We start from the raw sequence: 13,252 nt of genomic DNA, 5'->3' as shown, positions 1-13,252 counted from the left end.
TCTCTTTGAAAGGCTACAACACACAGAAGTGCGCGCTGCTGCCATCTTTTCCAGCCTCAATTTCGAGTCTTGCATCGACACTAGCCCTGAGCTCCGGTACATGCGATATAATGCCGACTAAGCGACCTGAATGCTGCAAATCAACGAGACATTGAATGGCCTGATCAAGTGATTCCGGGTCCAACGTGCCAAATCCCTCATCAACAAACATCGTTTCCAGACTAACACCTCCAGCATAAGATTGCACGACTTCTGCCAACCCTAAAGCAAGCGCCAAGGACGCCTTAAAACTTTCTCCACCTGACAAAGTTTTCACATGGCGAGCTTGACCTGTATAATAGTCAAACACTTCAATTTCCAAGCCGCTTTGGCCACTTCCCTTGCCTTTTTCCACAATACGATTCATGCGGTACCGCCCGCCCGTCATGGTATCCAGACGAATATTGGCAGCATGAATAATATCATTAAAAAATGCCGCAAGTACATAGCGTTCAAAACTAACCTTCTGCGCATTATCGCCTTTGGCAATTCGCGCTAAATGACCAATTAACTGGTGCTGCTCTTCTTGCTTTTCAATCTGTGTATTGAGTTTGATGATGCGTTCAAATAGCTTCTGATTCAGTGATTTTCTCGTCCAAACAGTTGTCCTAAGCTCACTTAACCGACTTTTTTCAGTCTCTAAAGCCAACCGCTCGACTTCCAGCTGTTCAATAAGCACTACATGTAGTCCTGCTACTTGCTGCTCCAAATGCGTCCAATGATCCTGCACTGAACGAAGTTCTTCGTAATAAGCCGCAATTTCTTTATCTAAAGCTTGAATAGCGGATTCATCAAGCTTCGCTTGTTCATAATCGTCTTTCCCATCAAATCCACTCGCAACGAGAGCCGCCAAAAATCGTTTTTCAGCCAATTCTACTTCATTCTGGGCTTCTGCTACAGTGGCCAAAGCCCCTTCTTTTTCAGAGCTTTTTTTAGCATAATCAACTTTACTTGCTGTCATGCGCTGCTCCGCTTGCTCCAGTCTGCTCTTTAACAAATCGAACTGGCTTTTTATCTGCTGAATGGCCTGTTCCAGCTTAGCTGTCGAACGAATAGCAGGTTCTAATTCTCCTGATAAATTTTCTACTAAAATTTGAGTACTCTGAAATTCAGAAAAAGCTTGTGTATATTCCTCACCTAAAGTAGTAACTTGCTTTTCCATGTCGAGTATATCGCTATTAATTTTAATCAACTGATCCCGCAACGCCTGTTCTGGCTTATTATGAGCTGCAAGCTTTTCCCTCAGGCGAGAAAGTTCGGTCATTCTCTCTTTGAGTTTCGGTACTGTATTTGCAAGATAGCTTGTTAATTGTTCCTTGTCTAAACTGCTAAGATCTTCGTCCACAAGAGCATCAAGTTCCTGCTTCAGCCGCTCAACAATTTCCTTTTGCGACTTACCTCTTACCTGCGCTTGTTGATACTTTTGATTGACCTTTTCCCAAGCCGCTTGCGCTGTTTTTTCCACTTTCTTTAATTTTTTCAGTGCCAAATCATCAGGAATATTCCCCTGCATAACAGCCGGACGAACATGTTCTATCGAACCACATACAGGACATGGCTGACCCGAAATAAGACGCGCCGCTAATTGACCCGCCTGCCCTTCGAGAAAAACACGTTGTGCCGCTTCATAATTTAACTGAGCCTGTTCATAGTCTTTCCGTTTCTCATTCTCTTCATGACGTCCTTGGCTATAGATCAATCGGAGCACACCTAACTGCTTGTTTTCCTGCTCTAGCATTTGGACCTTTGTGTAACGCTCAGTCGCTTCAGTCAGCGCCAGTGTTAATTGAACAAATTTGACAGCATCGGCTTGAGCCTTGTTTAAATCATCCTGACAGACCATCAATTTGGTGCGGTTTTCCTGTAATAAAATTTCGGCTTTTTCTTTATCTTGTTTTACCTTTATCAATTTTGACTGTAATGTTACAACCTGTCTCTGCCTAACATCCCAATCAGCTACTTTAGCACGCAGTCCCTCAAGGCGAGTCATCTCTGCCAACAGGTTATTTTTCTCAGCCTCTTTATCCTTTTCTAATCGGTACAACTGTTCGGCTTCATTTCGTGCCGCTACAGCCGCTACAACTTGACTCTGCGCCTTCTCTAACTGGTTTTTTTTATCTTGAACAACACGATTACGGCTTTGGCACTCCCTGTCCACAGTTTGTAAATTTAATGCCCTTCTACCATTCGTCAGCTTGTTTTTCTTGTGCTCTATTTCAGTCTGACGAGCTACTAAGTACTGCTTTTTTTGCAGTGCTTCATCGCGCTCCAGGAGTTTACCATTTATTTCACGCCCACGGAAAATCTCCGCCTGCTTGTCAGCAAGAGCTTTTTCCTTGTCAACAATTCCGGCTTGGAGCTTTTGAGCCGCTGCCTCATCTGACGCAATAGCTTTCGTTAATGCGGCAAGAACAGCGGGTACTGCATAGGCATCACGTGCAAGGAGTTCTTGAAGTTCAACAAAACAACTACCATCGATACTTCGAATAAACTCATCACGTTGATTACTTAAAACAGCCACCTCTCGTGTTAATGCTGTCGCCTTATTCTCCAGTAATTCCTGAATGCGGCGTAGACTTTCCGTACCAAAAATTTTCTGCAAAATATCCTGCCGCGCCTTGCTATCTGCCGTTAAGAGTTCACGAAACTCCCCCTGAGGAATCATAATAATTTGTTTAAATTGTTCATAAGTCAGCCCCATGAGCGCGATCATCTTATTATTAACTTCTGTCACACCCGCTATAACAGAGGTTTGTCCATCAAAAAACTTAAGCTCAGCCTCTGCATTTTGCTCCGTAAAGCCCGTGCCCCGAGACTTCGCTTTCTGTTGCTTAGGCAAGCGCCGAATCCAATATCGCTCGCCGCCAATTTCAAAATCAAGTTCAACCGACGTCAGTAAATCGAATTCAGCAAAATGGCTGCGCAAACTGTCATTATCTCGGTCACGACCACTGGCTCTACCATACAGAGCATAGGAAATAGCATCCAGAATCGTCGTCTTTCCAGCACCTGTATCCCCTGTAATAACAAACAACTGATGAGCCCCGAGTTCTGTAAAATCAATCACCTGTTCCTTGGCATAAGGGCCAAAAGCTGTCATTTTCAATTTAAGCGGTTTCACTCCTAGCGCCCCCTGTCTTCTGCGTCCACTGCAGCAATCGCTTCCGCCACAATCGCCGTCTTGCATTCATCAAAGGTAAGTCCCGTTATATCTGAATAAAAGTCTTTGAAAAGTTCTAATTTCGACTGCTGTTTATATTCTGCACCAGCTGATGTCTTATCTTCGCCTGCGCAGCGTTCCTTGATTTCATACTCCAGCGAAAGAACATTGGGATAAACAGACTTTAGCTTACTCATAGGCTCCATTAGTTCGCCCTCGTCAGTCAAGGTAACATGAAGATAGTCATCAACAGTCGTTCCTGTATAAACGGCAGGGTCCAGCAACTGGTGCAACTGCCCTTTGATTTTTCTCATATCCCGCCGAGGCGTAAGAACTTTACATTCTAAAGTAATGTCCCCTGTGGCCCCTAATTCAACCAGTGTAACAGATTTATGCTGATTCGTTTCAGAAAAAGAATATTTAAGCAGTGATCCCGCATACCTCACTCGCTCACAACCTGCTGTTTGTGGTCCGTGTAAATGCCCCAGTGCCGTATAAGTAAATCTTCTGAAACGATTTACATCAACATAATCGGCTCCACCTAGCGACTCCAACGTGGAAAGAGACTTTTCCGACTGACTATATTCTAAGTCGGCCATGCCTCGCACAAAACCATGCGTCACAAGCACGTTTCTCGCCTTCGGATCCCATTGCTTTTCAATCACATCGATGACAGCCTGCATAGCTGTGTCATGATTGACTACATCGTCCCTCCCTAAAATATCACGCACAATCGCCGGCGGTGCATAAGGAACTAAATAAAAATTGACTGGCCCATATTCATCTGTTAAAACAACGGGCTGTAACTCTTTTTGAAATCGCCCCTCAATATGCAGCCCCTTGGCCTTTAACAACTGACTGCCAAAACCTAAACGATCAGGGCTATCATGGTTGCCCGCAATCATCAGCACCGGCACCTTTAATTCCAGCAAAACCTTACTCAATACATCATCTAATAAATCAACAGCCTCAACAGGAGGTATGGCCCGATCATAGATATCACCTGCTATCACAAGCACATCCGGTTTTTCACTTTGAATCAGCTCAATCAATGAATGAAGTACAAAATTCTGATCTTCTGTCAGATGCGTTTGATTCACAATCTTACCTATATGCCAATCTGCTGTATGCAATATTTTCAAGTCAGAACACCTCCACAGGATCAACTAACACTGTTTTCATTCATTCCACAATAAAAAAACATAATCCTGCCTAAGGCTCTTCTTGCGACCAATGCGTAAACTATAAAATAACAAATTTTTTTCTCATAGGATTTCAATGTTTCGCAAAGAATAAGTTAAATGTTACAATTTTTGCTATTAACAAATTACATGTGCGAGGAGGTTTTACTATGAAATCCTTAAAAGGTACAAAAACATCTGAAAATTTAATGAAATCATTTGCAGGTGAATCTCAAGCTAGAAATCGTTACACTTATTATGCATCTAAAGCCAAAAACGAAGGCTACGTACAGATTTCCAACATCTTTACGGAAACTGCCGACAATGAAAAAGAACATGCCAAACGGTTCTTTAAATTTTTGGCAGAAAGTCTGAATAAGGAAACGGTAACCATCGAGGCAGATTTTCCTGTCGCCCTGGGCAACACGAAAGAAAATTTAGTTTCTGCTGCGGCTGGTGAAAATGAAGAATGGAGTAAATTATATCCTCATTTTGCAGATGTTGCCCAAGAAGAAGGATTTAACCTGATTGCAACGGTATTTAGAGAAATCGCCACAGTAGAACAGCATCATGAAGAACGATTTAATAAACTCCATGACAATCTAGTCAATAATCAGACCTTCACAAAAGTAGGCACCACGCGCTGGAAATGCAATAATTGCGGCTATATTCATGAAGGCAACACTGCCCCGGAGACTTGCCCGGCTTGTGCCCATCCACAAGGCTACTTTGAAGTCTTTGTTGAAACCTATTAATTGTAAACATAGAAAAAGGCAGGTTCTTCTATCAAAAGATACCCGCCTTTTTTTGTATGCTTCGTATTCTATTTTACATTTACAGATCGCACATCCGGGATAATTAAGGTTCTTCTGCTGACATATGCTTCCCTAGCTTATTTATCGCCCGTTTTTCAATGCGTGAAACATAGCTTCTAGATATTCCCAGCAATTTAGCAATGTCACGCTGCGTTTTTTTAGCCCCCCCGGGCATACCAAAACGCATTTCAAGCACCCACTTTTCCCTACCGCTCAATTTATTCAGTTGCCGCCCCAGTCGTTCCTGTTCACACTGATTTTCTACTGCGTCTGCCACAACATCAGGCGCAGTTCCAAGCACATCAATCAACGTAATCTCATTCCCTTTGTCAGTTTATCTGTATCATTTTCTATGCTTGTCACCTAACTTATCGCAAATTCTTTCTAAACACCGAAAAAATCATGGTTGAACGCTCGACACCAGCGGCACTATCATAACCAATGCTTTTCTAACCAAAGCCCAAGTTAACAGAAATTGGTTCTATAAAACTTAACTGCCAGTAGATTTTGATTTAATTGTATTTTCCAAGACATTTGCAAATGAATTCGTGTTCTTCTTTTTTACTCCATCCTTGGATGTCTGAGGCTCACGCTTATAGTTGTCAAATATAGGCTGTGAAAGTTCTACTTTTAAAATCATATTAATCGCCCTCCTTGGCTATCAACAGGACTTATTTCCTATATTATCGATATAAATTAAGAAAAACTTAACATAAATCAGCTAAATTTTTAAATTTTTTTTAATACCAAATAAATCAACGAATAATAATATCATCAACCTCACTCTTATTAATATCATTAGTTCACACAATAGATACTCTCAATTCGTTATATCCATTTTTCAGGAAGATATTTTGCGAATAATGATCCAAAGATTTTGGAAAAACTACGCTAAGGAGGTGACTTCTTTGAAAAAAGCAAATGACCAAACCAAAAAATTTGATCGCGCAACACATGTCATTTCACAATTAAATGGTAAAGCTGCACCACCCGATATTAAAAATTCTGTCTATCCTAAACAAGAGAAAAATTCAAAATAAAATATCATGCCTAACCGCTCAGTATCCAACAGTTTGCCAGAGATTCCTTATCGTAGGGAAATACTCTGGCTTTTCCATGCAAAGAAACCGATCAACGCCTAAAACCGCATCAACTAAACTTCTACAATAGCTAAAAAAATAAACAAAGTAATTGTTAATTATGCTAAAATAAACCAAAACTGTAAGGAGCCTTAAAATGGATATCATTAAAGACATTTTGGAAAAGTCCAATTTTGTTATGAATTTATATTCCACGAAAAACAAATTTACTCAGCAACTGAAGGAGCTGAATACTTCGGAATTGAAGCCGGACAGACTGCGCCCACTTTAATTACTAAAACTGACAAGGGATATTTCTCAATCATTTTCTCAGGAAGCCGTAGTCGTATTGACTTTGAACTCATTGCAAAAATTGTCAATGTTTCTCAAGCTAAACTGGCAAATAAGGACAAGATCCGTAAAATCACGGGTTTTGATCCTGGCGACACCCCCATGGTCGGCTTAAATATTCCAACTATATTTGATAAAAGACTTTTGCAATATTCCTTTGTATACGGAGGATCCAGGCAACCGAATCGAACACTGAAGCTATCCCCCCTTGCACTAATAAAGTTAAATCAACCCGTCGCATTTCTAGAGAGTGACTAACAAAAAAGTTTCTACTTCCATACTTCATTAATCTAAACGAGAATTTACAGGTCTAGACATAAGGTTCACCCTTTTTTACAAGCTGCATTAATTTCAAGACGTTTCTGCTCCGGTAGTGAATTCCATGCCTCCCAAGCGGCATGATGAAATTCGCAAACTCGGTTCAACCGTTCCTTTTCCGTCATCGCTGCAGGAGCTACGACGTGAACAACAGCTTTTCTAAATTTGTATGTAACATCATACTTCCGTTCCATCGAATCACCTCTAGACATCCTATGCGAATGACTCGTATGGACAACACTGATTGGACAGGCGCTCTCTCATTGTTTTACATGGAATCTATTTGCACATTCAATATTATATTTATAGAAAAGGGACTTATAATGAGACTAAAAATGCATAGCGTATCAGGAAGAGGCGATGATCTTGAATAATAGGCGTAATAATGATAAAGACCTAGGACCCGCTTGCTTCTACCTCCGCAAGTCTCGTGAAGACCAAGAAGCCGAAGCACGCGGCGAAGGTGAAACATTGTCTAAACACCGTAAAGCTTTATTTAAATTAGCAAAAGAGTATGGCGTTGCTATAACAAAAGTATTTGAAGAGGTAGTCTCTGGTGAAAATGTCATTCACAGGCCTGTAGTAATAGAACTATTAAAAGAAGTCGAAGAAGGCAAATGGAACTCCGTATGGTGTATGGATATTGATCGCCTTGGTCGCGGTAAAATGCAAGATCAAGGCCTCATTATTGATACATTTAAAAATTCACATACTAAAATTGTTACGCCACGCAAAATTTACGATTTAGATGATGACCTTGATGAAGAATATACCGAATTCGAAGCCTTCATGGCGCGGAAAGAATTAAAAATCATTACTAGGCGGTTGCAGGGCGGCCGACTGCGCTCTATTGAAGATGGCAATTATCTTGGCACTCTGCCTCCCTATGGCTATCTGATTGAGAAAAAAGACCGTAAGCGATATCTTATCAAGAACCCAAAACAAGCTAAGCCAACAGCCCTCATTTGGCGACTATATCGCCATGAAGATATGGGCACAAGTAAAATAGCCAACGAATTGAACCGTCTTGGTTATTTATCCTACACCGGAAAAATCTGGACTGCCCCTTCCGTTCTTGTCATTCTAAAAAATCCCGTCTACGCAGGAATCGTTGCGTGGAAAAAAAAAGAACAAAAAAAATCCATTGTGCCTGGAAAAAAGCGCGATACTCGCTCCCGACCTCGTAATGAGCAAATCTGGGTGTATGATGCACATGAGCCTTATGTAACAATAGAAGAATTTAATAAAGTCCAGGATATGCTTGCAAAAAGATATCATCCTCCCTATCGGCTACTGAATGGAATCACCAATCCATTAGCGGGCTTAATCAAATGTGACCTTTGCGGCAGTTCTATGATATATAGGCCCTACGTTCACCAACAATATCCTCATCTTATGTGTTACAATAGACATTGTACCAATAAAAGCTGCAGATTCGAATATGTAGAAAGAGAAGTCATAGAAGGGCTGACGACGTGGCTTGATGAATATCAGACTCAATGGGAAAATTTTAGGTTGCCAGAAAGACAAGATAATAGAATAAATAGGAAGAACAAAGCCTATCATAATTTACAAAAAGAATTAGTAGGGCTTGAGCAACAAAAAAATAAACTGTATGATCTCTTAGAAAAGGGCATCTATGACGAAAAAATATACCGGGATAGGTCTAAAAAGTTATCAGAACGAATATCAAAGGCTGAGACGGCTATATTAGAAACAAGACAATTGTTGGCCAAGGAGCTACAACATGAAAAAGCACGCAAAGACATCGTCCCAAAGTTAGAGCATGTCTTAGATGTATATAAAGAAACTGCTGACGCAGCAATAAAAAATAAGCTGCTTAAATCCGTACTTGAGCAGGCTACTTACCGAAAAGAAGCACATCAAAAAAATGATGACTTTACTTTAGTACTTTATCCCCGCCTGCCTAAATTATTATTAGATCGTTAAATAACAGATAAACCAAAGAAGGAATCTCATTTCCTTCTTTATCAATTCCAATAGGATCATACAAGCTGACTTCCGAACGAGTACGTTTGGTACTACGCAAATGCATGAGAATTTCATTCTCAATACAGCGAGCAGCATAAGTGGCTAACCGAATTTTTTTCGCCGGATCGAAGGTATTGATAGCTTTAATCAGTCCAATCGTTCCAATTGAGATGAGATCATCCATATCTTCGCCCGTATTATCAAATTTTTTCACAATATGTGCTACGAGTCTCAAATTCCGCTCAATCAATACATTGCGTGCTTGTTCATCTCCTTCTTTCAGTTTAATCAGATAAACCTTTTCATCTTTTTCACTTAAAGGCATAGGAAAGGTATTGCTAGTCACATAGGATACAAGTAAAGCAATGCTTTTAACAACGGTGCTTGCCAATACTAATAAAAAAGACACCAAGCTATTCACCCCCGCAATGTCTATCTGTTCATTCTATGGGGAAGGATTGCTTGCTGTGCCTGTATCGACTTATTTTTCTATGGTAAATCAAGGAAACCAACATTGGAGGATGACGAATGGAAAAAATCATTGGTGATTTAGGTGTATTATTTGCTGCGTGTTTAATCATTTTGTATTTAAATTGGGATCACCTATTTCCCGAATAATTCTCCGAGCAGCCCGGCTTGTTCCCGTTTAGCCTCACGATAAAAGTTTTGCAAAATGAGGCTCTGAGCTTTCACCATTTTCATTACAAGAGCGAGCGAAGTACTTTGCAGCTCTCGGTACCCCAGGGAACTAGCAGCATTCACAATACCAATCATAGCAATATCACCTGTTTTAGGTAGTTTATTCCCGACCGCAATGCCTGCTTCAATGGTTCCCTCCCAAATTTCAATATGGCCAATCTCATTTTTCTGTCCCAGACAGGCATCAACTGCAATAATCATGGGGCGAAAAAATCGCTGGCCAATCTCTATGATCACAGCCTTTAAGTTTCCGGCATGAACGGGTCGTTCCAGTGTGCCATAAACAATACTGTCGATATTTTCTTCAAGGTAACTACCAATTAGGGGCCCTAACGCATCTCCTGTATAGCGATCCGAACCAATACATAAAAAAACAAGTGGACGCCTAGCAAAATCGTCTTGGCCTCTCCATAGTTTCAGTAGATACTTACAGCCTATAATATCAATATTCGGTGCTAAATAATATAGATTCAGTTTATCTGCCTGTTTTTTCACGTCCCTATCCCCTCTCTTGCTACTCTTTTGTACAAGATATGGGAAAAGGCGCAGTTTCATGACTGCGCCTTTTTTATTGCTATTCGAAAAAATAAATCGAAACAGCAGGTCAACCGATTGTTTTATAACGGTAATGCAGTTGCTTAACGAATAGCGTAATAAGGTAGCAAAGAATAGCGTTCATGACAATGGTTCCACCTGGTGCAATATCTAAATAATAGGCAATCGTAAGCCCCGAAGTAACAGAAAACACGGAATAACCGATAGAATAAAAAAGGGTAGTTTTAAAACCCCGTTTTAACAAATGCCCTGTCGCTACAGGAACAATCATCAGGGCACTGACAAGTAAAATACCAGCCACTGTCATACCAACAACAACGACCAACGCCGTCACAACGGCAAACGCCAAGTTAACAAGACCAATATTGACACCAGAAATACGCGCAACATCTTCATCAAGCGCCATCAACATAAGCCGATCAAAAAACAAATACAGTGTAACAGCAACAATCACTGTCCCAACCAAAATCAGCATAATTTCTTTATTCGTCACAGTAATAATACTGCCAAATAAAAAGTTCAATAAACCCACACTAGGCATCTTAGTCATACTGCTAAAAATAATGGCTGCTGCAATACCAGCATAAAAAAAGATAGCAAGTACCATATCGCCATATTCTCGATGCTTTTGCCGAAGCCATTCAATCCCCACAGCGCCCCCCACTGTTAATATTGTCGCTGCAAACGGCGGATAAATGCCTAGTAAATAGCCGCCAGTAACACCCGCAAAAGCAATATGTCCCAAGCCATCCCCGATAAGGGACTGACGGCGAACAACAACAAACATTCCAATAAGCGGACAAACGACTGCCGTAATAAGACCAGCCATAAAAGCACGCTGCATAAAATCATATTGCAAAAAATCCACAGTTACTCCTTCTTCCAGCTGGTTAATACCACAAGTGACTAGATTTCAAATGATGGACACGAAATAATTCTTTCGTACCATAAAAACACAGTATACGATTAATACAGGCTACTTGACTGGCATACTGCGTGGCCTTTTCCACATCATGCGACACAAGAACCACTGTAATACTTAATTTGCTATTCAACTCGGCAAGAAGTTCATAAATTGTTTCACTCGCCTGTACATCGACACCGCTCATCGGTTCATCAAGGAGTAGTAAAGATGGGTTGCCAGTTAAAGCCCGGGCAACCATAACGCGTTGCTGCTGGCCGCCACTTAAATCACCAATCCGACAATTCGCCAAATCGTCAATTCCAACCAGTTCGAGCGTATGCTTGACAATATGAGACTTTTCTCCTGGCGTCCTTTTACTACCAACCGTGCCTGCCACAAGACCCAGTGCTACAATCTCTGCTACAGTAGCAGGAAAATCCGCTGTATTCTGGCGATAGTTTTGCGGCACATAGCCAATGCATTGATTGCGATGAGCCTTACTAATATCTTGTCCGTCAATAGTGATTCTTCCCTGCGCGGTTCTCACTAGTCCAGCCATTAATTTAATTAATGTACTTTTTCCGCCACCGTTTGGCCCGACAATAACAACAAATTCGCCTTGCTTGACTGTAAAATTAAGATTTTCAAGCACTACATCAGGTCCATAATAAAAACTGACCCGCTCTAATGTTATTTCACACATGACCTAATTCCCCCTCTTTAGCCTTGCAGGCCTCACAGAGTCCAAATAGCTCAATATCATGGCGTACAAGATCAAAACCCTGCTGTTTCACCATGCTCACAAAAGCCGGATCAATAGGACAATAATCCAAACAAAGCACTGCGCCACATCGTACACATACAATATGATGATGATGATGACGCCCCCACTCAAATTCGAATCTGGCTCCAGCTTTACCAACACTCGCAATACTATGTAATAAATCTAATTTTACCATTGTCGCTAAATTACGATAAATTGTATCTAAACTAATATCGGTGTAGCTGGTCTGTACGCATTGCCAGACTTCATGAACGCTCAAGGGAGTCATTGATTCCATGAAAGCATGAATAATCGCCAATCGCTGTGGCGTAAGGCGATAACCCTTTTCCTTTAATTTATTTGTTACATCCGTAATATTCATTATTAACTCCCTTACTTTAGTGCAGCTTTAAGATTAGCTAAATTTTCTCTCATAATCGAAAAATAATCTTTACCTGCTTTACGTTCCTCCTCTGTCAAACCTTCCAGAGGATTTAAGACCATCGTCAGCGCACCTGATTCTTGACTGATCATACTCGCTAATTTGGGTGAAACAAGTGTTTCAAAAAAAACGACTCTCACCGAATTTTTTTTACAAAATTCCGCCACTTGAGCAATTTTCTCCGGTGTTGGCTCAGCATCTGGTGCCAATCCCATGAGAGGCACTTGATTCAAACCATATCTTTTGGCTAAATAAGCAAAAGCCGCATGTGTTGTCACAATGTCCTTTTTAGTAAATGTACTCACTGTATCACGATACTCATTATCAAGCGCTACAAGGCGATCCTTCAATTGTTCAGCATTAGTCCTATAAACACTTTCATTATCCGGATCTGCTGAAATGAGTGCATCCCGAATATTTTTCACTTCTTGCTGTACAAGTACTGGATCAAGCCAGATATGTGGATCAACAGCTGTTTGATCTGATGGTACAGTTGGTTCATTTTCTTCATCGAGAGAAGCTGCTAACGTGGGAATATCCTGGCTGGCAGCAATAGCAGCTGTTGTTTTATTTTGCGTCAACATCTTACTCACCCAAGGCTCTAACCCATTGCCTTGATAAATAAATAATTTTGCTTCACGAACTTTTACTAAATCCTTGGCTGTTGGTTCCCAATCATGAGGCTCTGCACCGATTGGCGTCATAAGTAATACATCGATCTTATCACCGCCAATTTGTTTGGCAAATTCATAAACAGGATAAACCGTTGCAACCACTTTCAGCTTCTTTGAACTTGTTTGAGTTATTGCTCCCCCTGCACAACCAGCAATCAGGTTCACCAAGCAAAATAGCAACAAACAACTCAACACTTTCTTCATACAGAAAACCCCCACTTTTAAATAAGAACGTTCTTATCTACTCGATAAAAAAAACTGAGAAAAACAAGTATAAATA

16 protein-coding genes are annotated in these 13,252 nt (G+C 40.8%); 5 read left to right on the top strand and 11 right to left on the bottom strand.

Annotated features, from left to right (window positions below; translation table 11 throughout):
• Positions 1-13 precede the first annotated feature (13 nt).
• On the bottom strand, positions 14-3,160 hold the full coding sequence (locus Ga0466249_RS12895; protein ID WP_215829869.1) for an AAA family ATPase: 3,147 nt from the start codon (positions 3,158-3,160) through the stop codon (positions 14-16).
• 2 nt (positions 3,161-3,162) lie between these two features.
• Positions 3,163-4,341, bottom strand: a complete 1,179-nt coding sequence (locus Ga0466249_RS12890; protein ID WP_215829868.1) for an exonuclease SbcCD subunit D — start codon at positions 4,339-4,341, stop codon at positions 3,163-3,165.
• 209 nt (positions 4,342-4,550) lie between these two features.
• Here Ga0466249_RS12890 and rbr point away from each other — a divergent pair, with 209 nt between their 5' ends.
• Entirely contained in the window at positions 4,551-5,135 is a 585-nt protein-coding gene (rbr, locus tag Ga0466249_RS12885; RefSeq protein WP_215829867.1) for a rubrerythrin, read from the top strand.
• 103 nt (positions 5,136-5,238) lie between these two features.
• Here rbr and Ga0466249_RS12880 read toward each other — a convergent pair whose 3' ends face one another.
• Together Ga0466249_RS12880 and Ga0466249_RS12875 are read right to left on the bottom strand one after the other, a co-directional pair.
• A complete protein-coding gene (locus Ga0466249_RS12880) occupies positions 5,239-5,496 on the bottom strand; it encodes a sigma-70 family RNA polymerase sigma factor (protein ID WP_312889771.1) in 258 nt (85 codons plus the stop codon).
• A 189-nt stretch (positions 5,497-5,685) separates the two neighbouring features.
• Positions 5,686-5,835, bottom strand: a complete 150-nt coding sequence (locus Ga0466249_RS12875; protein WP_215829866.1) for a hypothetical protein — start codon at positions 5,833-5,835, stop codon at positions 5,686-5,688.
• A 268-nt stretch (positions 5,836-6,103) separates the two neighbouring features.
• Between Ga0466249_RS12875 and Ga0466249_RS27200 the strand changes: the two genes are divergently transcribed.
• The 3 genes from Ga0466249_RS27200 to Ga0466249_RS27800 all read left to right on the top strand — a co-directional run bounded on the left by Ga0466249_RS27200 (position 6,104) and on the right by Ga0466249_RS27800 (position 6,883).
• Entirely contained in the window at positions 6,104-6,235 is a 132-nt protein-coding gene (locus tag Ga0466249_RS27200; RefSeq protein ID WP_281422640.1) for a hypothetical protein, read from the top strand.
• A 196-nt stretch (positions 6,236-6,431) separates the two neighbouring features.
• Positions 6,432-6,566 carry a hypothetical protein gene (locus Ga0466249_RS27195; protein WP_281422639.1) on the top strand — a complete coding sequence of 45 codons (135 nt, stop codon included), beginning with the start codon at positions 6,432-6,434 and terminating at the stop codon, positions 6,564-6,566.
• Positions 6,536-6,883, top strand: a complete 348-nt coding sequence (locus Ga0466249_RS27800; protein ID WP_376769301.1) for a YbaK/EbsC family protein — start codon at positions 6,536-6,538, stop codon at positions 6,881-6,883. Before Ga0466249_RS27195 ends, Ga0466249_RS27800 begins: the two co-directional genes overlap by 31 nt.
• Positions 6,884-6,948: 65 nt before the next feature.
• On the opposite strand, the gene Ga0466249_RS12865 is transcribed toward Ga0466249_RS27800, so the two are convergent.
• Complete coding sequence (locus Ga0466249_RS12865) at positions 6,949-7,137, bottom strand: hypothetical protein (RefSeq protein ID WP_215829865.1); 189 nt, start codon at positions 7,135-7,137, stop codon at positions 6,949-6,951.
• 172 nt (positions 7,138-7,309) lie between these two features.
• On the opposite strand from Ga0466249_RS12865, the gene Ga0466249_RS12860 reads away from it, so the two are divergent.
• Complete coding sequence (locus tag Ga0466249_RS12860) at positions 7,310-8,893, top strand: recombinase family protein (RefSeq protein WP_215829864.1); 1,584 nt, start codon at positions 7,310-7,312, stop codon at positions 8,891-8,893.
• Here Ga0466249_RS12860 and Ga0466249_RS12855 read toward each other — a convergent pair.
• The 6 genes from Ga0466249_RS12855 to Ga0466249_RS12830 form a co-directional block, all read right to left on the bottom strand.
• Positions 8,871-9,344 carry a sigma-70 family RNA polymerase sigma factor gene (locus Ga0466249_RS12855; RefSeq protein WP_215829863.1) on the bottom strand — a complete coding sequence of 158 codons (474 nt, stop codon included), beginning with the start codon at positions 9,342-9,344 and terminating at the stop codon, positions 8,871-8,873. The genes Ga0466249_RS12860 and Ga0466249_RS12855 overlap by 23 nt on opposite strands.
• Positions 9,345-9,538: 194 nt before the next feature.
• The gene (gene yyaC / locus Ga0466249_RS12850; RefSeq protein WP_312889768.1) at positions 9,539-10,129 is read right to left on the bottom strand and encodes a spore protease YyaC; all 591 of its coding nucleotides are present in this window, start codon (positions 10,127-10,129) and stop codon (positions 9,539-9,541) included.
• A 109-nt stretch (positions 10,130-10,238) separates the two neighbouring features.
• Positions 10,239-11,057 (bottom strand): metal ABC transporter permease, encoded by an 819-nt coding sequence (locus Ga0466249_RS12845; protein WP_215829861.1) that lies wholly within the window; start codon positions 11,055-11,057, stop codon positions 10,239-10,241.
• A 22-nt stretch (positions 11,058-11,079) separates the two neighbouring features.
• Complete coding sequence (locus Ga0466249_RS12840; RefSeq protein ID WP_215829860.1) at positions 11,080-11,796, bottom strand: metal ABC transporter ATP-binding protein; 717 nt, start codon at positions 11,794-11,796, stop codon at positions 11,080-11,082.
• Positions 11,789-12,238 carry a Fur family transcriptional regulator gene (locus Ga0466249_RS12835; RefSeq protein WP_215829859.1) on the bottom strand — a complete coding sequence of 150 codons (450 nt, stop codon included), beginning with the start codon at positions 12,236-12,238 and terminating at the stop codon, positions 11,789-11,791. The genes Ga0466249_RS12840 and Ga0466249_RS12835 overlap by 8 nt, the downstream gene beginning before the upstream one ends.
• A gap of 11 nt (positions 12,239-12,249) precedes the next feature.
• Positions 12,250-13,176: a metal ABC transporter substrate-binding protein gene (locus Ga0466249_RS12830; RefSeq protein ID WP_215829858.1), complete on the bottom strand. Its 927-nt coding sequence runs from the start codon at positions 13,174-13,176 to the stop codon at positions 12,250-12,252.
• Positions 13,177-13,252 lie beyond the last annotated feature (76 nt).

This window comes from Pelorhabdus rhamnosifermentans (genome assembly GCF_018835585.1).
Classification (GTDB): Bacteria; Bacillota; Negativicutes; order UMGS1260; family UMGS1260; genus Pelorhabdus; species Pelorhabdus rhamnosifermentans.
This window is presented reverse-complemented; position numbering and strand designations above follow the sequence as displayed.